We start from the raw sequence: 22390 nt of genomic DNA on the forward strand, positions 1-22390 counted from the left end.
TCGTTTCAGATGCCCCGTGAGGAGCCCCCTCCCTTTTGACGGGGAGGGACATCAGACTAGTCGAAACTGGTCTTAATGGTTTTCTTCGTGTGCCATCGACAGGTAGACGATGGTCAGCATCATGAAGATGAAAGCCTGCAGGGTGATGATCAGGATGTGGAACACAGCCCACGCCCACTGCAGAACTACGCCCAGGCCACTAAGCCAGAGCAGACCGCTGCCGAACATCACAGCAATCAGAATGAAGACCAGCTCGCCGGCGTACATGTTGCCGAACAGACGCAGAGCCAGGGAGATCGGCTTGGCGATCAGTGTCACGAATTCCAGCAGGAAGTTCACCGGGATCAGCAGGGCTTGAACGAAAATGTTCTTGCTGCCGAACGGGTGCAGGGTCAGTTCGCCGATGAAGCCGCCGATGCCCTTGACCTTGATGCTGTAGAAAATGATCAGTGCGAAAACCGAGATCGCCATGCCCAGGGTCGCGTTCGGGTCGGTAGTCGACACAGCGCGGAACGGGATGTGGGGGTCGCCGGAAATCAGGATGGCCAGTTGAGGAATCCAGTCGACCGGTACCAGGTCGACGGCGTTCATCAGGAACACCCAGACGAAGATGGTCAGTGCCAGCGGTGCAATCACCGGGCTACGGCCATGGAAGCTGTCTTTCACGCTGCCATCGACGAATTCGACCAATACTTCAACGAAGTTCTGCAAAGCACCCGGCTGACCCGAAGTCGCTTTCTTTGCCGCCATGCGGAAAAGAAGTACGAAGATCAGACCCAGAGCGACCGACCAGCCGAGGGTATCGACGTGGAAAGCCCAGAAGCCCATTTCTTTGGCTTCTGCTGCGGTGTGAGCAAAGCCCCAGCCGCCGTTGGGTAGCTGACCGAAGGTCAGGTTCTGCAAGTGGTGCTGGATATAGCCCGAAGCGGTTGTCTCTGCCATGGTTGCCTCAAACGCCCTAAGGTCTCGAAAGTCTTGTTCTCATCAGCAGGGGAGCGAACCAGCTGACCAGTTGGGTCAGCACGAAGACGCCGAATACAGCTAGCGGCGCCAGTGGCTTCACACCTGCAAACGTCAATGCAAAAAGCACCGCCGTCAAAATCAGTTTGCCCGCCTCGCCGGCATAAAAAGACCGGACGATGGCTTGAGCTGCCCGGGCACCGGAAAACCGGAACGCCCTGTGGGCAAAATAAACATTGGGTAGCAAGGCGATCAGGCCTCCGCAGAGTCCCGAGTACCCGGCAACAACTCCATACCGCTGCCAGAGCGCCAAAGCGGCAATGAGCAGAACGACAAATTGAGCCATCAACACCGGGAAAACTGCCAGGCGATGGAACGGCAAGCGGTTTGGCGTGCGGGTCTCCATCACTTTTTCTCTCCCATGGTCGGCTGCCGAAATTCAATAACTTGGCATAATTTGTGCCGACAAAATGCGCGCAGAGTATAGGGGCGGTTCAGCCCCTATTCAACTGTCAGGTAGTGATTTCCGACTGCACGCTACATGGGGAATTGTTTCAGCGGATGTGTGCGAGCACACCCTGAAGCTCATCCAGGGAGTTGTAGCCAATCACCAGCTGTCCCTTTCCCTTCTTTCCGTGGCGGATCTGCACCGCAGAGCCTAGGCGCTCGGCCAGGCGCTGTTCCAGGCGGGCGATATCCGGGTCCGCTTTTGCAGGTTCCACAGGCTCCGGTTTACCACTCAACCACTGGCGAACCAGTGCTTCAGTCTGGCGTACGGTCAGCCCACGTGCGACAACGTGTCGCGCCCCTTCCACCTGCTGATTTTCCGGCAAACCGAGCAAAGCACGGGCATGACCCATTTCCAGGTCACCGTGGGACAACATGGTCTTGATGACTTCCGGTAACGAAATCAGGCGCAACAAATTCGCCACGGTCACCCGCGACTTGCCCACAGCTTCGGCGACTTGCTGCTGGGTCAGCTGGAATTCCTGCTGCAAACGCTGCAAGGCTACCGCTTCTTCGATCGGATTGAGGTCTTCGCGCTGGATGTTCTCGATCAGCGCAATGGCGATGGCGGTTTCATCCGGCACATCGCGAACCATTGCGGGGATCGTTTCCTGACCCGCCTGCTGACTGGCGCGCCAGCGGCGCTCACCGGCAATGATTTCGAAGCGACCGCCACCGATCGGGCGAACCACGATCGGCTGCATCACGCCTTGGGCCTTGATCGACTGAGCCAGCTCTTCGAGCGCCTGAGCGTCCATGTCGCGGCGTGGCTGGTACTTGCCGCGCTGCAGCAGATCCAGCGGCAGGTGTTGCAACTCGCGCTGATCGGCTTGTATCGCTTGTTCTTCCAGCGCGCTGACAGTCGGACCACTCAGCAGTGCATCCAGTCCACGTCCGAGACCTCGTTTCTTGACGGCCATGGGGATTCCTTAAGTTGCCTGAGCTGCGGCGATGCGTGAGTTTTTGCGTTGACGACGAACCATCTCGCCCGCCAAGGCCAGGTAGGCAACGGCGCCGCGGGACGCTTTGTCGTATGCCAGCGCCGGCATGCCGTAGCTTGGCGCTTCGGCCAGGCGGATGTTGCGCGGAATGACGGTGTCGTAGAGCTGATCGCCGAAGTGTTCCTTGAGCTGCGCGGAAACATCGTTCATCAGGCTCAGGCGCGGGTCGTACATCGTCCGCAGCAGGCCTTCGACCTTGAGGTTTGGATTGAGCAGCTCGGCGATACGCTTGATGTTATCCACAAGGTCGCTCAAGCCTTCGAGCGCGAAGTATTCGCACTGCATGGGGATAATGACCCCGTCGGCGGCGACCAGTGCGTTCAGCGTGAGCATCGACAGCGACGGCGGGCAGTCGATCAGAATGTAATCGTAGTTTTCCCGGATCGGCGCCAACGCACTGCGCAGGCGGCTTTCCTTCATCTGCATTTCCAGCAGAACCACTTCGGCCGCGGTCAGGTCGCGGTTAGCTGGCAACAACTGGTAACCGCCGTGTTCGGAGAAGTGCATGGCCTGGGCCAGATCACATTCGCCGATCAACAGGTCGTAGACCGAGTTTTCCAGGCCATGTTTATCCACACCGCTACCCATGGTGGCGTTGCCTTGTGGATCGAGGTCGATCAACAACACCCGGCGCTTGGTAGCGACCAGGGATGCTGCGAGGTTGATGCAGGTGGTGGTCTTGCCCACACCACCTTTCTGGTTCGCTATCGCGAATACCTTAGCCATTCTTGCTTGTGTTCCCAATCATGCCCTGCGGCGCAGTATCAGCAGATGGCGTTGGCCTTGGCAACCGGGTACGGCCAGGGCGTGTTCGCTATCGAGGTGGAAGTCTGCCGGCAATGCTACCAGCTCATCGGCGGGATGAACGCCCTTCATTGCCAGCCAACGTGTTTCGGTATCGCCAAGGTGGCGAGTCCAGTTGCTGAAGTTCTCCATGCTGCTGAATGCCCGGGAAATGATCCCGTTGAAGGCTTGAGCAGGCTGGAAGGCTTCGACGCGACTGTGGATAACTTGCAGGTTATCCAGTTTGAGTTCGAGTTTGACCTGGGTCAGGAAGCGGGTTTTCTTGCCGTTGCTGTCCAGGCAAGTCACCTGGGAGTCCGGAAACAGAATGGCCAGAGGTATTCCCGGCATGCCGCCACCGCTGCCGACATCAAGCCAGCGACCGTTTTCGATGAACGACATGACGCTCAGGCTATCGAGCAAATGGCGGGAAACCATTTCGTCGGGATCGCGCACCGCGGTGAGGTTGTAAGCCTTGTTCCATTTGATCAACAGGGCCAGATAACCCAGCAGCTGTGCGTGCTGGGTTTCAGTCAGGGATACGCCCAGCTGGCGAGCGCCTGTGGATAACTCTTCTGCGTGTTGCGAAGTGACCAACGAACTCAAGCGCTTTGCTCCAACTGACGGCCCGCGCCGCGTTTTTTCAAATGAATCATCAACAGCGAAATGGCTGCCGGGGTGACGCCCGGGATACGCGATGCCTGCCCCAGGGTCTCAGGACGTGTCGCGCCGAGCTTGCTCTGGATCTCTTTGGAAAGACCGGAAATGTTCGTGTAATCGATATCCACAGGCAGTTTTGTATCTTCGCTGGCCCGCAGACGAGCGATTTCATCCTGTTGGCGATCGATGTAGCCGGCGTACTTGGTCTTGATTTCGACCTGCTCGGCAACCTGTGGATCTTCTGCGCCGCCGCCCGTCACGGAGATCAGACCAGCGTAGTCGATTTCCGGACGGCTCAAGAGATTCAACAGGTTGTATTCGTGGGTCAGCGGCGTGCCGAATTTTTCGGCAATCGCATCCCCCTGTTCAGTGCCGGGGCGAACCCAGGTGCTTTTCAGTCGCTGCTCTTCCAGTTCGATGCTTTCGCGTTTTTTGCAGAAAGCCGCCCAGCGCGCGTCATCCACCAGACCTAATTCGCGACCTTTTTCGGTCAAGCGCAGGTCGGCGTTGTCTTCGCGCAGGATCAGGCGATATTCGGCACGGGACGTGAACATCCGGTACGGCTCTTGGGTACCCAGGGTAATCAGGTCGTCGACCAACACGCCGATATAGGCTTCGTCGCGACGCGGGCACCAGGCTTCTTTGCCCTGTGCGCGCAGTGCTGCGTTTGTTCCGGCCAGCAAACCCTGGGCGCCGGCTTCTTCGTAACCGGTGGTGCCGTTGATTTGCCCGGCGAAGAACAAGCCGCCAATGACTTTGGTTTCCAGGCTGTACTTCAGGTCGCGCGGGTCGAAGTAGTCGTACTCGATGGCATAACCCGGACGCACGATGTGCGCGTTTTCCATGCCGCGGATCGATTGCACGATCTGCAATTGCACATCGAACGGCAAGCTTGTGGATATCCCGTTCGGATACAGCTCATGGGTGGTCAAACCTTCCGGTTCGATGAACACCTGATGGCTTTCCTTGTCGGCAAAGCGATGGATCTTGTCCTCGATCGACGGGCAATAACGCGGACCGATACCTTCGATCTCACCGGCAGCGGAATACATCGGCGAACGGTCGAGGTTCGCAGCAATGATTTCGTGGGTGCGGGCATTCGTGTGGGTAATCCAGCAACTGACTTGCTGCGGATGCTGTTCCTTGTTGCCCATGAACGACATCACCGGGATCGGCGTATCACCCGGTTGTTCGGTCATAACAGAGAAATCCACAGACCGGCCGTCAATACGCGGCGGCGTACCGGTTTTCAAACGACCCACACGCAATGGCAGCTCACGCAGGCGGTGAGCCAATGCGATCGAAGGTGGATCACCGGCGCGACCGCCGGAAAAATTCTGCAAGCCGATGTGGATAAGTCCACCTAGGAATGTACCGGTGGTCAACACTACGGAATCGGCGAAGAAACGCAGACCCATTTGGGTAACGACACCACGCACTAGCTCCTGCTCGACGATCAGATCGTCAGCAGCCTGTTGAAATATCCACAGGTTCGGCTGGTTTTCCAAAGTTTCGCGCACAGCTGCCTTGTACAGCACCCGGTCTGCCTGGGCGCGGGTCGCGCGCACGGCCGGGCCTTTGCGGCTGTTCAACACCCGAAACTGGATACCACCCTTATCGGTAGCCATGGCCATCGCGCCACCGAGGGCGTCGATTTCCTTGACCAGATGGCTTTTGCCAATGCCGCCAATGGCCGGGTTGCAACTCATGGCACCGAGGGTTTCCACGTTATGCGTCAGCAACAGGGTTTTCACCCCCATACGTGCTGAGGCCAGTGCTGCCTCGGTACCGGCATGACCGCCGCCGATGACGATCACTTCAAAACGGGAAGGGAAATCCACCACGCACCTCGTGCCTGCTTAAGTAGGTAATTCAGGAATAGTTTGAGCTCAGGTTTTTGGACCTGGTCGACAAGTATAGGGACTTCGCCGTTCCTAAAGAACCCTTTGCACAAAATTTAACCAGCTGTGGAAAAGTCGGAGTTATAGAAATTAAAAAGAAAGAAATTTATTAAATCTTTGTTTTTATGTTTATTTCTATGCACCTACCTTTCTGTGGATAGAATCCTGTAGGGCTTTATTTACCTTGTGTACAGAGATTCAAAACCCTGTGATCATGTGCCAATGAGGCCCTTGGATAACCGGTGTAAGCCTGTGGATGAAAGGGGTGGTTATCCACAGAGGCAGTTATGTTCAGTTTTCAGGCCCTGTTATCAACTGGCCTTAGCCGCGGTTATTCACAGGGCTTAATCCACAGAAAAGCGACTGCAGGAACAAAATCCACACGTGAAAACGCCGCTCAAGCGGAAAAAATCCGCTCAGCACTGACGTCAGGTTCAGAAAAAAGAAGATGCAGACAGGCACGAACGGCCTGTCTGAGGGAGCGAGGCTGTTACTTGCCGATGCAGAAGCTGGAAAAAATTCTTCCCAACAGATCATCCGAGCTGAATGCCCCGGTGATTTCTCCGAGGGAGTGCTGCGCCTGGCGCAAATCTTCGGCCAACAACTCCCCGGCACCGGCCAGGGTCAATTGTGCCCGGCCATGCTCAAGGGCTGCGCTGGCATGACGAAGCGCCTCAAGGTGACGACGACGGGCACTGAAGCTGCTTTCCGACGTCTGTTCATAACCCATGCAGGCCTTGAGATGATCACGCAGCAATTCCAGGCCGACACCCCCGGACTTTGCACTCAGACTAATGGTTACGTGGCCATCCTCGCTGACTTCCAGGGCAATGGCTTCACCCGTCAGGTCAGCTTTGTTGCGAATCAACGTTACTTTCGCGGGATCCGGGCGGGTTTCGAGGAATTCCGGCCACAGGGCGAATGGATCGAGGGCTTCGGGGGCAGTGGCATCAACGACCAACAACACACGATCAGCCTCGCCAATGGCTTTCAAGGCGCGCTCGACACCGATCTTTTCCACATGATCATCGGTGTCTCGCAGTCCCGCAGTATCGACCACGTGCAGCGGCATGCCATCTATGTGGATATGTTCGCGAAGAACGTCCCGGGTCGTGCCGGCGATTTCTGTCACGATTGCTGCTTCGCGCCCTGCCAGTGCATTGAGCAGACTGGATTTGCCGGCATTCGGACGGCCGGCGATGACCACGGTCATGCCATCACGCAACAAGGCGCCCTGCCCGGCTTCGCGCAACACGGTGGATAACTCGTCGCGTACTTTGTCGAGCATGCTCAACACATGCCCATCGGCCAGAAAGTCGATTTCCTCTTCGGGGAAATCGATGGCTGCCTCGACATAAATACGCAGGCCGATCAATTGCTCGGTCAGGTTATGCACACGTATCGAGAATGCCCCCTGCAGGGACCGCAGGGCATTTCGAGCGGCCTGTGCAGAACTGGCTTCGATCAAGTCGGCAATGGCTTCGGCCTGGGCCAGGTCGAGTTTATCGTTGAGGAACGCGCGCTCGCTGAACTCTCCCGGCCGGGCGAGACGGCAACCCAGTTCCAGACAACGCTTGAGCAGCATATCCAGAACAATCGGACCTCCGTGGCCTTGCAGTTCCAGTACGTCTTCGCCGGTGAACGAGTTCGGTCCGGGGAAATACAGCGCGATACCCTGATCCAGTACCTCGTCGTTGTCACCGAGAAATTCACCGTAGTGGGCGAATCGCGGCTTGAGTTCTCGACCACTGAAAGCCTTGGCCGCAACGCTGGCCAACGGCCCGGAAATACGCACGATGCCTACCCCGCCGCGCCCTTGGGCTGTGGCAACGGCGGCGATGGTTTCACGCGGAGCGCTCATAAACCGGTATCCAGACAAAAGTGACAGATAGCAAAACGCCCCACTAGGGGGCGTCTTGAGTGGTTATCCACAGTGTAAATCAGGCAGCTGCTTTGGTAGCCGCTTCGATCTTACGTGTGATGTACCACTGTTGGGCGATCGACAGTACGTTGTTCACAACCCAGTACAGCACCAGACCAGCCGGGAACCACAGGAAGAAGAAGGTGAAGATGATTGGCATCATTTTCATGACCTTCGCTTGCATCGGATCCGGAGGAGTCGGGTTCAACTGCTGCTGGATGAACATGGTTGCACCCATGATGATCGGCAGGATGAAGAACGGATCCTTGATCGACAGGTCAGTAATCCACAGCATGAATGGCGCCTGGCGCATTTCCACGCTTTCCAGCAGAACCCAGTACAGCGAGAGGAAAACCGGCATCTGCACGAGGATTGGCAAGCAACCACCCAGCGGATTGATCTTCTCTTTCTTGTACAGCTCCATCATGGCCTGCGACATTTTCTGCCGGTCATCGCCATGTTGCTCTTTCAGTGCAGCCAGTTTTGGCGCCACTGCACGCATGCGCGCCATGGATTTGTAACTGGCAGCCGACAATGGGAAGAAGATCCCTTTGATCAGCATGGTCAGGAAGATGATCGACCAACCCCAGTTACCCACAAGGGCGTGGATATGTTGCAACAACCAGAAGATCGGTTGAGCGATGAACCACAGAATGCCGTAGTCGACAGTCAGTTCCAGACCTGGGGACAACTCTTTGAGCACAGCCTGGCTTTTCGGACCGGCATAAAGAACTGCGCTGGTTTCAGCCTTGGCACCTGGCGCGACAGTCACTGACGGGCCGGTGTAACCAATGATGTAGTTGCCTTTGCTGTCTTTACGGGTCTGGACGACGTTGTTTTCGCCGTTGGCCGGAATCCACGCAGTTACGAAATAGTGCTGCAACCAGGCAACCCAACCACCGGTAACGGTTTCTTTCAGCTGTGCCTTGTCCATGTCCTTCATGGACACTTTCTTGTACGGCTCGGAACTTGTCCACAGGGCAGCGCCCAGGTAAGTCGCGGTACCGGTGGCGGTGCTGGAAGATGGATCGGAGCTGGCGTCACGCTTCAGTTGCGCGAACATCGCACCGGACCAAGGCTGAGCGCTCTGGTTGTCGATCAGGTAGGAAACGGTTACGTCGTACAGGCCGCGTTTCAAGGTGAAACGCTTGATGTAGTTGACGCCGTCCTTGCTGAACTTGAGGTCTACGACCAATTGGTCCTGACCGTCAGCCAGTTGATAAACCTTCTTCTCCGAGGAGTAAACCGGACGACCGGCAGGACTTGCGTCCGGACCGTTGCTGCCGATCAGGCCACTTTGAGCCAGATAAGTGCGTTCGTTGCCGTTATCGAACAACTGGAACGGAATTTCCGGATGGTCCTGGCGACGTGGATACAGCGGCAATTTCAGCTGGGCGACATCACCACCTTGTGGATCGACAGCCAGATCGAGCACATCCGTTTTGATCTGGATGAGGTCGGTGCTTACCGCTACCGGAGTTTCGGCAGGTGCACTGGTATCGTTTGCGGCGTGTGGAATGTCGTCACTGACGGACGCTTTATTGCCAGTTGCCGTATCCGGGAGGCCCGGTGCGGTCGTACTGGAAGCAACATTCTGAGTCGGCAGGGCAGCCTGGCCATAGTCCTGGTTCCATTTAAGAACCATAACGTAGGACACGATTGCCAGGGCGACGATCAGGATCGTGCGTTTGATATCCATGATTACTCGGCCATCGAAGAAGAGCGGGAGGTAGGGATAGGTGGAACCGGGTCATAACCACCGGGATTCCACGGATGACAGCGACCTAAACGACGAAAGGTCAGCCAGCCACCGCGAAGAAGGCCATGATTTTCGATGGCTTCTAACGCGTAGCAGGAACAACTGGGGTAGAAACGACAGTGACTGGCCATCAGGGGACTAATGGCATAGCGGTAAAACTGGATCGGAACGAGTGCCAGTTTACGCATCTGGACTGTCTACCCCTACAGTTTCGGTTTTGACTGCTGGTACTGGCGTGCTGCGAGCCAGACGCTTCCAGAGCTTGCCGAAATGCTGAATCAATTCGGGGTTTTCTACGTCCCCCAAACCTTTGCGCGCGACGATAACAATGTCCCAGCCGACCAGTGAATCCTGGTGCAGGCGAAACGATTCGCGCATCAGACGTTTGAGACGATTGCGCTCGACGGAGAGCTTTACGCTCTTTTTCCCGATAACCAGCCCGAGACGGGGGTGATCAAGATCGTTGTTGCGCGCAAGGAGCAGGAGATTTTTCCCCGGAACCTTGCCGGTAGGGGAGTCAAAGACTGCCTTGAAATGCCGGGGGGTAAGCAGACGCTTTTCCCGACTGAAGTCCTGACTCACCTCCAGTGCCGGATTATCAAACTGCCAGACGCGCACGACCTTTGGCGCGACGACGCGACAGGACGGCACGACCGTTCTTGGTAGCCATGCGAGCACGGAAACCGTGGGTACGAGCGCGTTTGATAGTGCTTGGTTGGAAAGTACGTTTCATTGTCGTGTTACCTGGTTCGTCCACAACGGGCCGGAATGGCCCCCGTTTTAAGAGACCGGGGATTCTAGAGAAAGCAAGCCTCTAGGTCAATTTCCAACCAGCGTTTCCTTATAAATAGATCTCCAGCGGTTTTCTGGTACGAAGACCTTGGCCAAATATAAAAATAAGAAAGGAAAGTATTTAAAGCTTTTCTGTAAAGCTTATAAAAGCTAGGCACGCCATCCTCTGTGGATAACTCTATTGAGCCCTTGTATCACGTGATGTACAGAGAATGACAACTACAGTGGAAAACAGTGTTCAGCCTGTGCTGCAGTGTCGGATAACCTGTGTGTGGAATGCATGGTTATCCACAGCCCGGTTATCCACCGAGTTTCGCCCCCAGTTGTGCAACGACCTTAAGCGTGGTTATCCACAGAGCTTATGCACAGACCGCTGGTCGACTTTTTAGGGTATGCAACCTTGCTTGTTCTTGGTTGATGACCCACCTACGTGTGGATAAGTCGGCGTCTGGTCGCTACAATGGCTGCTTGTTTTTGCCTCACCGGCTTTCAACTTAGGGGATATCCGTGTCAGTGGAACTTTGGCAGCAGTGCGTGGAGCTTTTGCGCGAAGAGCTGCCAGCCCAACAATTCAACACTTGGATCCGTCCACTACAGGTCGAAGCCGAAGGCGACGAGTTGCGTGTCTATGCACCCAATCGTTTCGTTCTGGACTGGGTCAACGAAAAGTACCTGGGGCGTGTGCTCGAGCTGCTCGATGAGCATGGCAATGGCTTGGCGCCGGCGCTTTCCTTATTAATAGGCAGCAAACGCAGCTCGGCTCCGCGTGCTGCGCCGAATGCGCCGTTGGCCGCTGCGGCCTCACAGGCCCAGGCTGCTCAGGCTCCTGCCAGCCCGACAGCGCAAGCTCCGGCAGCAACGACCAAACGTGCCGCGCAGAAAGTTGCCGAAGTCACCGAGGAAGAACCTTCCCGTGACAGCTTCGATCCGATGGCCGGCGCCAGTTCGCAACAGGCCCCGGTCCGTTCCGAACAACGTACCGTGCAGGTTGAAGGTGCGCTCAAGCACACCAGCTACCTGAACCGCACCTTTACCTTCGAGAATTTCGTGGAAGGTAAATCCAACCAGCTGGCGCGCGCTGCCGCCTGGCAGGTAGCAGACAATCCCAAGCACGGTTACAACCCGCTCTTCCTATATGGCGGCGTTGGTCTGGGTAAAACCCACTTGATGCATGCTGTGGGTAACCACCTGCTAAAGAAGAACCCGAATGCCAAGGTTGTGTACCTGCATTCCGAGCGCTTCGTGGCGGACATGGTCAAGGCCCTGCAACTGAACGCGATCAATGAGTTCAAGCGTTTCTACCGTTCGGTAGATGCTTTGCTCATCGATGACATTCAGTTCTTCGCCCGCAAAGAGCGTTCCCAGGAAGAGTTTTTCCACACCTTCAACGCCCTGCTTGAAGGTGGTCAGCAGGTCATTCTCACCAGTGACCGCTACCCGAAAGAAATTGAAGGCCTTGAAGAACGCTTGAAATCCCGCTTCGGCTGGGGCCTGACGGTTGCCGTCGAGCCGCCGGAGCTGGAAACCCGTGTGGCGATCTTGATGAAGAAGGCCGACCAGGCCAAAGTCGACCTGCCTCACGATGCGGCGTTCTTCATTGCCCAGCGCATTCGCTCCAACGTCCGTGAGCTGGAAGGCGCGCTCAAACGCGTCATCGCTCACTCGCACTTCATGGGCCGCGATATCACCATCGAGTTGATTCGCGAATCCCTGAAGGACCTGTTGGCATTACAGGATAAACTGGTCTCTGTGGATAACATTCAGCGCACCGTCGCCGAGTACTACAAGATCAAGATTTCCGACTTGCTGTCCAAACGTCGTTCGCGGTCGGTTGCCCGCCCACGTCAGGTCGCCATGGCTTTGTCCAAGGAGTTGACCAACCACAGCCTGCCGGAAATCGGCGATGTGTTTGGTGGTCGCGACCACACGACCGTTTTGCACGCATGCCGCAAGATCAATGAGCTTAAGGAATCCGACGCGGACATCCGCGAGGACTACAAGAACCTGCTGCGGACGCTGACCACTTGATGAACACCAGCGCAGCTTATTAAGGCAAGGGACTAGACCATGCATTTCACCATTCAACGCGAAGCCTTGTTGAAACCCCTGCAACTGGTCGCAGGTGTCGTTGAACGCCGACAGACCTTGCCGGTGCTTTCCAACGTGCTGCTGGTTGTCGAAGGCCAGCAACTGTCGCTGACCGGTACCGACCTGGAAGTCGAGCTGGTTGGTCGTGTTCAACTTGAAGAGCCGGCTGATCCGGGTTCTATCACTGTGCCCGCGCGCAAGCTGATGGATATCTGCAAAAGCCTGCCGAACGATGCCCTGATCGACATCAAGGTGGATGAGCAGAAGCTTGTGGTCAAAGCCGGCCGTAGCCGCTTCACCCTGTCGACACTGCCTGCCAACGATTTCCCGACTGTGGAAGAAGGCCCGGGTTCTCTGACCTGCAGCCTCGAGCAGAGCAAACTGCGTCGCCTGATCGAGCGCACCAGTTTCGCCATGGCCCAGCAAGACGTTCGCTACTACCTCAACGGCATGTTGCTGGAAGTCTCCGCTGGCGTGATCCGCGCCGTGGCCACCGACGGTCACCGCCTGGCGATGTGTTCGATGCAGGCCGATATCGGTCAGCCGGATCGTCACCAGGTCATCGTACCGCGCAAAGGCATTCTTGAACTGGCGCGCCTGCTCACTGAGCCGGACGGTAACGTCAGCATCGTGCTGGGTCAGCATCACATCCGCGCAACCACCGGTGAGTTCACCTTCACCTCGAAACTGGTCGACGGTAAATTCCCGGACTACGAGCGTGTACTGCCAAAAGGTGGCGACAAACTGGTACTCGGCGACCGTCAGGCATTGCGCGAAGCCTTTAGCCGTACCGCGATTCTGTCCAACGAGAAGTACCGCGGCATCCGCCTGCAACTGGCAACGGGTCAACTGAAGATTCAGGCCAATAACCCGGAGCAGGAAGAAGCGGAAGAAGAAGTTGGCGTTGAATACAACGGTGGCTCGCTGGAAATCGGTTTCAACGTGAGTTATCTGCTCGACGTACTGGGGGTGATGACCACTGAGCAGGTTCGCCTGATCCTGTCCGACTCCAACAGCAGTGCGCTGGTGCAAGAGTCTGACAACGACGACTCGGCTTACGTTGTCATGCCGATGCGTCTGTAATCATGCTCAGCAGAAGCTAGATGTCCTTAAGTCGCGTCTCGGTCACCGCGGTGCGCAATCTGCACCCGGTGACCTTCTCCCCTTCCCCTCGCATCAACATCCTTTACGGCGCCAACGGCAGCGGCAAAACCAGTGTTCTGGAAGCCATTCACCTGCTGGGGCTTGCCCGTTCGTTTCGCAGCACCCGCTTGTTGCCGGTGATCCAGTACGAACAATTGGCGTGTACGGTGTTTGGCCAGGTTGAACTGGCCGAGGGTGGCCACAACGCTCTGGGTATTTCCCGCGATCGTCAGGGCGAATTTCAGATCCGTATCGATGGACAGAATGCCCGCAGTGCGGCGCAACTGGCCGAGATACTACCCCTGCAACTGATCAACCCGGACAGCTTCCGGCTGCTGGAAGGTGCACCGAAGATTCGCCGGCAGTTTCTGGACTGGGGTGTGTTCCACGTGGAACCACGCTTCATGTCAACCTGGCAGCGCTTGCAGAAGGCCCTGCGTCAGAGAAACTCTTGGCTGCGGCATGGTACACTTGACGCCGTTTCGCAAGCGGTTTGGGACAGGGAACTGTGCCAGGCCAGCGCTGAAATCGATGAATACCGCCGCGCTTATATCAAAGCCTTGAAACCAGTCTTTGAACAAACCCTGAGCGAACTGGTTGAGCTGGAAGGCTTGACGCTCAGTTATTACCGCGGGTGGGACAAAGACCGCGAACTGAGTGCAGTGCTCGCCGGTTCCCTGCAGCGGGACCAGCAGATGGGTCATACCCAGGCCGGTCCACAACGTGCTGATTTGCGTCTCCGGTTAGGTGCGCACAATGCGGCGGACATCTTGTCCCGCGGTCAGCAGAAGTTGGTGGTCTGTGCGTTGCGAATTGCCCAGGGGCATCTGGTTAGCCAGGCCCGACGCGGACAGTGTATTTATCTGGTGGATGACTTGCCGTCCGAATTGGACGAGCACCACCGTCGCGCGCTTTGCCGCTTGCTGGAAGACTTACGCTGCCAGGTGTTTATCACCTGTGTAGATCACGAATTATTGAGGGAAGGCTGGCAGACGGAAACGCCAGTCGCACTGTTCCACGTGGAACAGGGCCGTATCACCCAGACCCACGACCATCGGGAGTGAAGGCATTGAGCGAAGAAAATACGTACGACTCAACGAGCATTAAAGTGCTGAAAGGCCTGGATGCCGTACGCAAACGTCCCGGTATGTATATTGGCGACACCGACGATGGCAGCGGTCTGCACCACATGGTGTTCGAAGTGGTCGATAACTCGATCGACGAAGCGCTCGCCGGCCACTGTGACGACATCAGCATCATCATTCACCCGGATGAATCCATCACCGTTAAAGACAACGGCCGTGGCATCCCGGTAGACGTGCACAAAGAAGAAGGCGTTTCGGCAGCCGAGGTCATCATGACCGTGCTGCACGCCGGCGGTAAATTCGATGACAACTCCTACAAAGTATCCGGCGGCCTGCACGGTGTAGGCGTGTCGGTAGTGAACGCGCTGTCCGAAGAGCTGGTACTGACGGTTCGCCGTAGCGGCAAGATCTGGGAACAGACTTACGTTCACGGTGTTCCACAAGAACCGATGAAGATCGTTGGTGACAGTGAAACCACCGGTACTCAGATCCACTTCAAGGCCTCCAGCGAAACCTTCAAGAACATCCACTTCAGCTGGGACATCCTGGCCAAGCGGATTCGTGAACTGTCCTTCCTGAACTCCGGTGTCGGCATCGTCCTCAAGGATGAGCGCAGCGGCAAGGAAGAACTGTTCAAGTACGAAGGCGGCCTGCGTGCGTTCGTTGAATACCTGAACACCAACAAGACCCCGGTCAACCAGGTGTTCCATTTCAACATCCAGCGTGAAGACGGCATCGGCGTGGAAATCGCCCTGCAGTGGAACGACAGCTTCAACGAGAACCTGTTGTGCTTCACCAACAACATTCCGCAGCGCGATGGCGGTACTCACCTGGTGGGTTTCCGTTCTGCACTGACGCGTAACCTCAACACCTACATCGAAGCTGAAGGCCTGGCGAAGAAGCACAAAGTCGCCACCACCGGTGACGACGCGCGTGAAGGCCTGACCGCGATCATCTCGGTAAAAGTACCGGATCCGAAGTTCAGCTCCCAGACCAAAGACAAGCTGGTATCTTCCGAAGTGAAGACCGCTGTTGAACAGGAAATGGGCAAGTACTTCTCCGACTTCCTGCTGGAGAACCCGAACGAAGCCAAGTTGGTCGTCGGCAAGATGATCGACGCGGCCCGTGCCCGTGAAGCGGCACGCAAGGCCCGTGAGATGACCCGCCGTAAAGGCGCGCTGGACATCGCCGGCCTGCCGGGCAAACTGGCTGACTGCCAGGAAAAGGACCCTGCCCTGTCCGAACTGTACCTCGTGGAAGGTGACTCTGCTGGCGGCTCCGCCAAGCAGGGACGCAACCGCAAGACCCAGGCGATTCTGCCCCTTAAGGGTAAAATCCTGAACGTCGAGAAGGCGCGTTTCGACAAGATGATCTCTTCCCAGGAAGTGGGCACCTTGATCACCGCCCTGGGCTGTGGCATCGGCCGCGAAGAGTACAACATCGACAAGTTGCGTTATCACAACATCATCATCATGACCGATGCTGACGTCGACGGTTCGCACATCCGTACCCTGCTGCTGACGTTCTTCTTCCGTCAGTTGCCGGAACTGATCGAGCGTGGCTACATCTACATCGCTCAGCCACCGCTGTACAAAGTGAAGAAAGGCAAGCAAGAGCAATACATCAAAGACGACGACGCCATGGAAGAGTACATGACGCAGTCGGCCCTGGAAGATGCGAGCCTGCACTTGAACGAGGAAGCACCGGGTATTTCCGGCGAAGCCCTCGAGCGCCTGGTGAATGACTTCCGCCTGGTGATGAAGACCCTCAAGCGTCTGTCGCGCCTGTATCCACAGGAACTGACCGAGCACTTCATCTACCTGCCGGCCGTGAGCCTGGAGCAGTTGTCCGATCACGCAGCAATGCAGGATTGGCTGGCCCAGTACGAAGTGCGCCTGCGCACCGTCGAGAAGTCGGGCCTGGTCTACAAGGCCAGCCTGCGTGAAGACCGTGAGCGTGCCGTCTGGCTGCCAGAGGTTGAACTGATCTCCCACGGCCTGTCGAACTACGTCACGTTCAACCGCGACTTCTTCGGCAGCAACGACTACAAGACCGTGGTCTCCCTGGGCGCTCAACTGAGCACCCTGCTTGACGATGGCGCGTACATCCAGCGTGGTGAGCGCAAGAAAGCCGTGACCGAGTTCAAGGAAGCCCTTGAATGGCTGATGGCGGAAAGCACCAAGCGTCACACCATTCAGCGATACAAAGGGCTGGGTGAAATGAACCCGGATCAACTGTGGGAAACCACGATGGATCCGAGCTCGCGCCGGATGCTGAAAGTGACCATCGAAGACGCCATTGGCGCAGACCAGATCTTCAACACCCTGATGGGTGATGCGGTCGAACCTCGCCGTGACTTCATCGAAAGCAACGCCTTGGCGGTTTCCAACCTGGACTTCTGATCCCGGTTATCGCTACACAAAAAGGCCAACGCACCTGCGTTGGCCTTTTTTTCTTCACGCAAGGCATTCCGCTACCTCACGCAATACCGAACTGTAGGAGTTGGCTTGCCAGCGATGGCGCCCTAACGGCCAACGCAGAGAATTTCGGGCAAACAGGCCCATTCTATGCATAAAAAAACCGGCCATATCAGCCGGTTTTTTTGCGCATCAAAAAAACTTATGCACGTTTTTCGAGATTTTATCGTTTTATGAAATATCTATATAAATCATAAGCTTAAACTAGGATAACGACATTTTTTGATGAAGCCGTACACAGGTTATCCACAGAATCTCAGACAGCCACCTGATCATTGGCAACCGGGGCTTGTGGAGCGGGAGGCAGAGACCCCATATCCCGCTGCATTTGCTCGTTCCAGGCCTGGACGCGGTCGTTCAATTCAGCAATGGCACGTGGGCCGCTGCCTTCGGCATACATCGGTGCGCCAATGATCACGGTGATGACACCCTGCTTCTTCTTCCAGCCTGTTTTTGGCCAGAACTTGCCAGCGTTGTGCGCAATCGGCAGTACCGGCAGCTCGGCATTCACGGCCAGTGCCGTGCCGCCGCGGGAGAATTTGCCGACGGTGCCGTAGGGAACGCGGGTGCCTTCGGGGAAGATCAGCACCCAGACGTTGTCCTTAAGCAACTCATCGCCTTTCTTGGCGACGTGCTTGAGTGCGGCTTTCGGGTTGTCGCGGTCGATGGCGATCGGTCGCAACATGGCCATGGCCCAGCCGAAAAACGGTACGAACAACAGTTCGCGTTTCAGCACCTGGCTCAGCGGTTCGAAATAGGCAGAGAGAAAGAACGTTTCCCAAGTGCTCTGGTGGTTCGATTGAATCACGCAGGGCCGCTCAGGTACGTTTTCGGCACCTTTCACTTCATAGCTGATGCCCAGAAACACTTTGCTCAGCCACAAGGCGCAACGGCACCAGTAGACGTTGATGAAACGATAGCGCGCCTTGAACGGCAGAAATGGCGCGATAAAAAAGCTCAGGCTGCACCAAAGCAAAGAGCTGGTGCCCAGCAGCAGGTAAAAGAGGAAGGTTCTGATGGCCTGCAATATCAACATGGTGACGTTTACCGTGCGGGCAATGCCCGTCTATATAAAGCGCACTCCCGATCAATCCTGGTCAGGAATCTCGAAAACGCTCTAATTGTGGATAAGTTCTGCGGCAATCGCCGCCAGATCGTCAAAAATCAAGGTGCCCACCGGCAGGGTCTTGCCCTGAGTCTTTTCGCCTTTCCCGGTCTTTACCAAAACTGGCTGAGAATCGACGGCTTTGGCGGCTTCCAGGTCACCAAGGCTGTCGCCAACGAACCAAAGATTGGTCAGCGACACGTTGTAATGTTCGGCGATGGTTTTCAACATCCCGGGTTTTGGCTTGCGGCATTCGCAGCCTTCGTCCGGCCCGTGCGGGCAGTAGACGATAAGCCCGACTTCACCGCCCTGCTCCGCCACCAGTGAGCGCAAGCGCTCATGCATGGCGTCCAGGGTGGCGAGGTCGTAATAGCCGCGAGCGATGCCCGACTGGTTGGTAGCGACCGCTACCGTCCAGCCGGCCTTGCTCAACTGCGCGATCGCTTCGATCGAACCGGGGAGCGGTATCCACTCCTCCACCGACTTTATATAAGCGTCGGAGTCGTAATTGATCACCCCGTCGCGATCGAGAATCAGCAGTTTCAACAGCAGCCCCTTAACCCAGCAGCGAAATGTCGGCGACGCCGAGGAACAGACCACGCAGGCGCGCCAGCAACGCATAACGGTTGGCGCGGACGTTGGCATCTTCAGCGTTGACCATCACAGCTTCGAAGAACGCATCCACCGGCTCGCGCAACGCCGCCAGGCGTGCCAGCGATTCGCTGTATTGACGAGCAGCAGCCATTGGCTGGACAGCCTGGTCAGCCTGCTGGATCGCCGAGTACAGGGAGAACTCGTTGGCGTTGTCGAAGTATTTGGCTTCCACCACGGTCGGCACCGAACCTTCAACCTTGCTCAGCAAGTTCGATACGCGCTTGTTCACCGCAGCCAGGGCCGCCGCTTCCGGCAGTTGGCGGAACGCCTGCACCGCCTGCACGCGCTGGTCGAAGTCCAGGGCGGAACCCGGCTTCAGGGCACGTACCGACAGATAGGTTGCAACGTCGACACCTTCGTCTTCGTAACGGGCACGCAGACGGTCGAAGATGAACTCCAGCACCAGGTCATTGAGGCCGGCAGCCTTGACCTTGGTACCGAATGCCTCCACGGCGAAGGCCACGGCGTCGTTCAGGTCCAGATCCAGTTGCTTCTCGATCAGGATGCGCAGCACGCCCAGTGCGGCGCGGCGCAGGGCATACGGGTCTTTGCTGCCGGTTGGCAGCATGCCGATACCGAAGATGCCGACCAGGGTGTCGAGCTTGTCCGCGATGGCCACGGCCGCACCGGTCAGGGTGGTTGGCAGCTCAGCACCGGCGCCGCGCGGCATGTACTGCTCGTTCAGCGCCAGGGCGACTTCTTGCGGCTCGCCGTCGTTGAGGGCGTAGTAGTAACCGGCGACACCTTGCATCTCCGGGAACTCACCGACCATCTCGGTCGACAGGTCGCACTTGGACAGCAGGCCGGCACGGGAAGCCCAAGCAGCGTTGCCGCCAATGCGTTGTGCGATGAACGCAGCGAGTTTGGAAACGCGCTCGGCCTTGTCGTAGACGCTGCCGAGTTTTTCCTGGAACACTACGTTTTGCAGGCGCAGGTTGAAGTCTTCGAGTTTCTGCTTCTTGTCTTGCTTGAAGAAGAACTCGGCGTCCGTCAGGCGTGGGCGAACCACTTTCTCGTTACCAGCGATGATCTGCTGCGGGTCTTTGCTTTCGATGTTGGCCACGGTAATGAAACGTGGCAGCAACTTGCCGTCGGCATCCAGCAGGCAGAAGTACTTCTGGTTATCCTGCATGGTGGTGATCAGTGCTTCTTGCGGCACGTCGAGGAAGCGTTCTTCGAACGAGCACACCAGCGGCACAGGCCATTCGACCAGTGCAGTCACTTCGTCGAGCAGGTCAGGCGGCACGATTGCGGTGCCTTCCTGGCGGGTCGCCAGTTCTTCGGTGCGCTTGCTGATGATGTCGCGACGCTCGTTGGCATCGGCCAACACATAAGCGGCGCGCAGGTCGGCCAGGTAGCTGGACGGCGAACCGATGCGCACGTTTTCCGGGTGATGGAAGCGGTGACCACGGGAGTCGCGGCCGGACTTCTGAGCGAGGATGGTGCAGTCGATGACCTGGTCACCAAACAGCATCACCAGCCATTGGGTCGGGCGAACGAATTCTTCCTTGCGAGCACCCCAGCGCATGCGCTTGGGGATCGGCAAGTCGTTCAGGGAATCTTCGACGATGGTCGGCAGCAGGCTCGTGGTCGGCTTGCCGGCGATGCTCTGGCTGTAGCGCAGTTTCGGGCCGCTCTGATCGATTTCGCTCAGGTCGACGCCGCACTTCTTGGCAAAGCCCAGTGCCGCTTGGGTCGGGTTGCCTTCGGCATCGAACGCGGCCTGACGTGGCGGGCCATCGAGGTTGATGCTGCGATCAGGCTGCTGGGTGGCCAGCGAGGTGATCAGCACCGCCAGACGGCGCGGGGCGGCATAAACGGTTTTGGTCTCGTAGTTCAGGCCGGCAGCTTGCAGGCCCTTGTCGATACCGGCAAGGAACGCCTCGGCCAGGGTGTTCAGGGCCTTGGGTGGCAGTTCTTCAGTGCCCAGTTCAACCAGAAAATCCAGAGCACTCATTGTGCAGCCTCCAGCTTGGCCAGTACTTCGTCACGCAGGTCCGGGGTCGCCATCGGGAAGCCCAGCTTGGCCCGAGCCAGCAGGTAGGCTTGCGCAACGGAACGCGCCAGAGTGCGTACACGCAGGATGTATTGCTGACGCGCGGTCACGGAAATCGCCCGGCGCGCATCCAGCAGGTTGAAGGTATGGGAAGCCTTCAACACCATTTCGTAGCTCGGCAACGGCAGCGGCTGGTCGAGTTCGATCAGGCGCTTGGCTTCGCTTTCGTAGAAATCGAACAGTTCGAACAGTTTCTCGACGTTGGCATGCTCGAAGTTGTAGGTCGACTGTTCCACTTCGTTCTGGTGGAACACGTCGCCGTAGGTCACTTTGCCCATCGGACCGTCAGCCCAGACCAGGTCGTAGACCGAGTCCACGCCTTGCAGGTACATGGCCAGGCGCTCGAGACCGTAGGTGATCTCGCCGGTCACCGGGTAGCACTCGATGCCGCCCGCTTGCTGGAAGTATGTGAATTGGGTCACTTCCATGCCGTTGAGCCAGACTTCCCAGCCCAGACCCCAGGCGCCGAGGGTCGGCGATTCCCAGTTGTCTTCGACGAAACGGATGTCATGCACCAATGGGTCCAGGCCGACGTGCTTGAGCGAGCCCAGGTACAGTTCCTGGAAGTTGTCCGGGTTCGGCTTCAGGACTACCTGGAACTGGTAGTAGTGCTGCAGACGGTTCGGGTTTTCACCGTAGCGGCCGTCAGTCGGACGACGGCTTGGCTGCACGTAGGCGGCGTTCCAGGTTTCCGGGCCAATGGCGCGCAGGAATGTAGCGGTGTGGAAAGTGCCGGCGCCTACTTCCATATCGTAGGGCTGAAGTACCACACAACCTTGCTCGGCCCAGTATTGCTGGAGGGCGAGGATCAAGTCTTGGAAGGTACGCACGGCTGGCGTAGGCTGGCTCACGAAATTCACCTGTTTCTTGGGCTGCGATTTAAAGAGCGGGAGTATACCCGATTCATTGCTGCGCACGCCCCCTGGAGCCTTATGCCACGCTGCTTTTGGTGTTCCGAAGATCCGCTGTACATGGCTTATCACGATAAGGAGTGGGGCACGCCGCTACGCGATGCGCAGGGTTTGTTCGAGTTGCTTTTGCTCGAAGGGTTCCAGGCCGGGCTTTCCTGGATCACTGTGCTGCGCAAACGCGAGCATTATCGCCAGGTGATGTTTGGCTTTGATGTCCAGCGCGTGGCACAGATGAGCGATGCCGAAATCGACGAATTGATGCTTGATCCGGGGATTATTCGTAACCGCCTCAAGCTCAACGCGGCCCGGCGCAATGCCCAAGCCTGGCTGGCGCTGGAAGATCCGGTGGCGTTTCTCTGGTCATTCGTCGGCGGCACGCCTGTGATCAATCATTTCAAGGACCGCAGCGAAGTGCCGGCCATTACGCCAAAAGCGGTGGAGATGAGCAAAGGTCTGAAAAAGGCCGGTTTTACCTTCGTCGGGCCGACCATTTGCTACGCCTTTATGCAGGCCTCGGGCATGGTCATGGACCACACTCAGGATTGCGACCGCTACTCGCTGCTGGTGAACGCCGGGTAGAATGACCG

20 protein-coding genes are annotated in these 22390 nt (G+C 57.2%); 5 read left to right on the forward strand and 15 right to left on the reverse strand.

The genetic code is table 11. The features are described from left to right. Positions 1-72: 72 nt before the first annotated feature. From atpB to rpmH, 11 genes are all read right to left on the reverse strand, one after another. The gene (gene atpB, locus ASE98_RS05090; protein ID WP_060540277.1) at positions 73-942 is read right to left on the reverse strand and encodes a F0F1 ATP synthase subunit A; all 870 of its coding nucleotides are present in this window, start codon (positions 940-942) and stop codon (positions 73-75) included. Positions 943-958: 16 nt separating this feature from the next. Further along, the gene (locus ASE98_RS05095) at positions 959-1366 is read right to left on the reverse strand and encodes a F0F1 ATP synthase subunit I (RefSeq protein ID WP_007985054.1); all 408 of its coding nucleotides are present in this window, start codon (positions 1364-1366) and stop codon (positions 959-961) included. A gap of 148 nt (positions 1367-1514) precedes the next feature. After that, on the reverse strand, positions 1515-2387 hold the full coding sequence (locus ASE98_RS05100; protein ID WP_060540278.1) for a ParB/RepB/Spo0J family partition protein: 873 nt from the start codon (positions 2385-2387) through the stop codon (positions 1515-1517). A 9-nt stretch (positions 2388-2396) separates the two neighbouring features. Next, on the reverse strand, positions 2397-3194 hold the full coding sequence (locus ASE98_RS05105; protein WP_060540279.1) for a ParA family protein: 798 nt from the start codon (positions 3192-3194) through the stop codon (positions 2397-2399). 18 nt (positions 3195-3212) lie between these two features. Further along, positions 3213-3857, reverse strand: a complete 645-nt coding sequence (gene rsmG, locus ASE98_RS05110) for a 16S rRNA (guanine(527)-N(7))-methyltransferase RsmG (RefSeq protein ID WP_060540280.1) — start codon at positions 3855-3857, stop codon at positions 3213-3215. Further along, positions 3854-5752 carry a tRNA uridine-5-carboxymethylaminomethyl(34) synthesis enzyme MnmG gene (mnmG, locus tag ASE98_RS05115; protein WP_060540407.1) on the reverse strand — a complete coding sequence of 633 codons (1899 nt, stop codon included), beginning with the start codon at positions 5750-5752 and terminating at the stop codon, positions 3854-3856. Before mnmG ends, rsmG begins: the two co-directional genes overlap by 4 nt. Before the next feature lie 550 nt (positions 5753-6302). Next, positions 6303-7673, reverse strand: coding sequence for a tRNA uridine-5-carboxymethylaminomethyl(34) synthesis GTPase MnmE (gene mnmE / locus ASE98_RS05120; RefSeq protein ID WP_060540281.1), 1371 nt, complete (start codon positions 7671-7673; stop codon positions 6303-6305). 79 nt (positions 7674-7752) lie between these two features. After that, entirely contained in the window at positions 7753-9432 is a 1680-nt protein-coding gene (gene yidC, locus ASE98_RS05125) for a membrane protein insertase YidC (protein ID WP_060540282.1), read from the reverse strand. A 2-nt stretch (positions 9433-9434) separates the two neighbouring features. Beyond that, positions 9435-9680: a membrane protein insertion efficiency factor YidD gene (yidD, locus tag ASE98_RS25565; protein WP_010207715.1), complete on the reverse strand. Its 246-nt coding sequence runs from the start codon at positions 9678-9680 to the stop codon at positions 9435-9437. Next, positions 9673-10074: a ribonuclease P protein component gene (gene rnpA / locus ASE98_RS05130; RefSeq protein ID WP_027926203.1), complete on the reverse strand. Its 402-nt coding sequence runs from the start codon at positions 10072-10074 to the stop codon at positions 9673-9675. Before rnpA ends, yidD begins: the two co-directional genes overlap by 8 nt. Positions 10075-10090: 16 nt before the next feature. Continuing rightward, the gene (rpmH, locus tag ASE98_RS25570; RefSeq protein ID WP_003213577.1) at positions 10091-10225 is read right to left on the reverse strand and encodes a 50S ribosomal protein L34; all 135 of its coding nucleotides are present in this window, start codon (positions 10223-10225) and stop codon (positions 10091-10093) included. A 566-nt stretch (positions 10226-10791) separates the two neighbouring features. Here rpmH and dnaA point away from each other — a divergent pair. Genes dnaA through gyrB form a run of 4 tightly spaced genes read left to right on the forward strand, consistent with a single transcriptional unit; the run spans position 10792 to position 17002 of the window. Next, entirely contained in the window at positions 10792-12312 is a 1521-nt protein-coding gene (gene dnaA / locus ASE98_RS05135; protein ID WP_060540283.1) for a chromosomal replication initiator protein DnaA, read from the forward strand. Positions 12313-12351: 39 nt separating this feature from the next. Next, on the forward strand, positions 12352-13455 hold the full coding sequence (gene dnaN, locus ASE98_RS05140) for a DNA polymerase III subunit beta (RefSeq protein WP_060540284.1): 1104 nt from the start codon (positions 12352-12354) through the stop codon (positions 13453-13455). Between the two features lie 20 nt (positions 13456-13475). Then, entirely contained in the window at positions 13476-14579 is a 1104-nt protein-coding gene (gene recF, locus ASE98_RS05145; RefSeq protein WP_060540285.1) for a DNA replication/repair protein RecF, read from the forward strand. A gap of 5 nt (positions 14580-14584) precedes the next feature. Next, positions 14585-17002, forward strand: coding sequence for a DNA topoisomerase (ATP-hydrolyzing) subunit B (gene gyrB / locus ASE98_RS05150; RefSeq protein WP_060540286.1), 2418 nt, complete (start codon positions 14585-14587; stop codon positions 17000-17002). 331 nt (positions 17003-17333) lie between these two features. Here gyrB and ASE98_RS05155 read toward each other — a convergent pair whose 3' ends face one another. From ASE98_RS05155 to glyQ, 4 genes are all read right to left on the reverse strand, one after another. Beyond that, entirely contained in the window at positions 17334-18113 is a 780-nt protein-coding gene (locus tag ASE98_RS05155) for a lysophospholipid acyltransferase family protein (protein ID WP_060540287.1), read from the reverse strand. A gap of 81 nt (positions 18114-18194) precedes the next feature. Further along, entirely contained in the window at positions 18195-18734 is a 540-nt protein-coding gene (gene gmhB, locus ASE98_RS05160) for a D-glycero-beta-D-manno-heptose 1,7-bisphosphate 7-phosphatase (protein ID WP_177336949.1), read from the reverse strand. A 4-nt stretch (positions 18735-18738) separates the two neighbouring features. After that, a complete protein-coding gene (gene glyS, locus ASE98_RS05165; protein WP_060540289.1) occupies positions 18739-20793 on the reverse strand; it encodes a glycine--tRNA ligase subunit beta in 2055 nt (684 codons plus the stop codon). Further along, positions 20790-21743: a glycine--tRNA ligase subunit alpha gene (gene glyQ / locus ASE98_RS05170; RefSeq protein ID WP_008155694.1), complete on the reverse strand. Its 954-nt coding sequence runs from the start codon at positions 21741-21743 to the stop codon at positions 20790-20792. The genes glyS and glyQ overlap by 4 nt, the downstream gene beginning before the upstream one ends. 81 nt (positions 21744-21824) lie before the next feature. On the opposite strand from glyQ, the gene tag reads away from it, so the two are divergent. Further along, positions 21825-22382: a DNA-3-methyladenine glycosylase I gene (gene tag / locus ASE98_RS05175; protein WP_060540290.1), complete on the forward strand. Its 558-nt coding sequence runs from the start codon at positions 21825-21827 to the stop codon at positions 22380-22382. The last annotated feature ends 8 nt before the right edge of the window (positions 22383-22390 follow it).

This window comes from Pseudomonas sp. Leaf48 (assembly GCF_001421885.1).
Taxonomy (GTDB): Bacteria; Pseudomonadota; Gammaproteobacteria; order Pseudomonadales; family Pseudomonadaceae; genus Aquipseudomonas.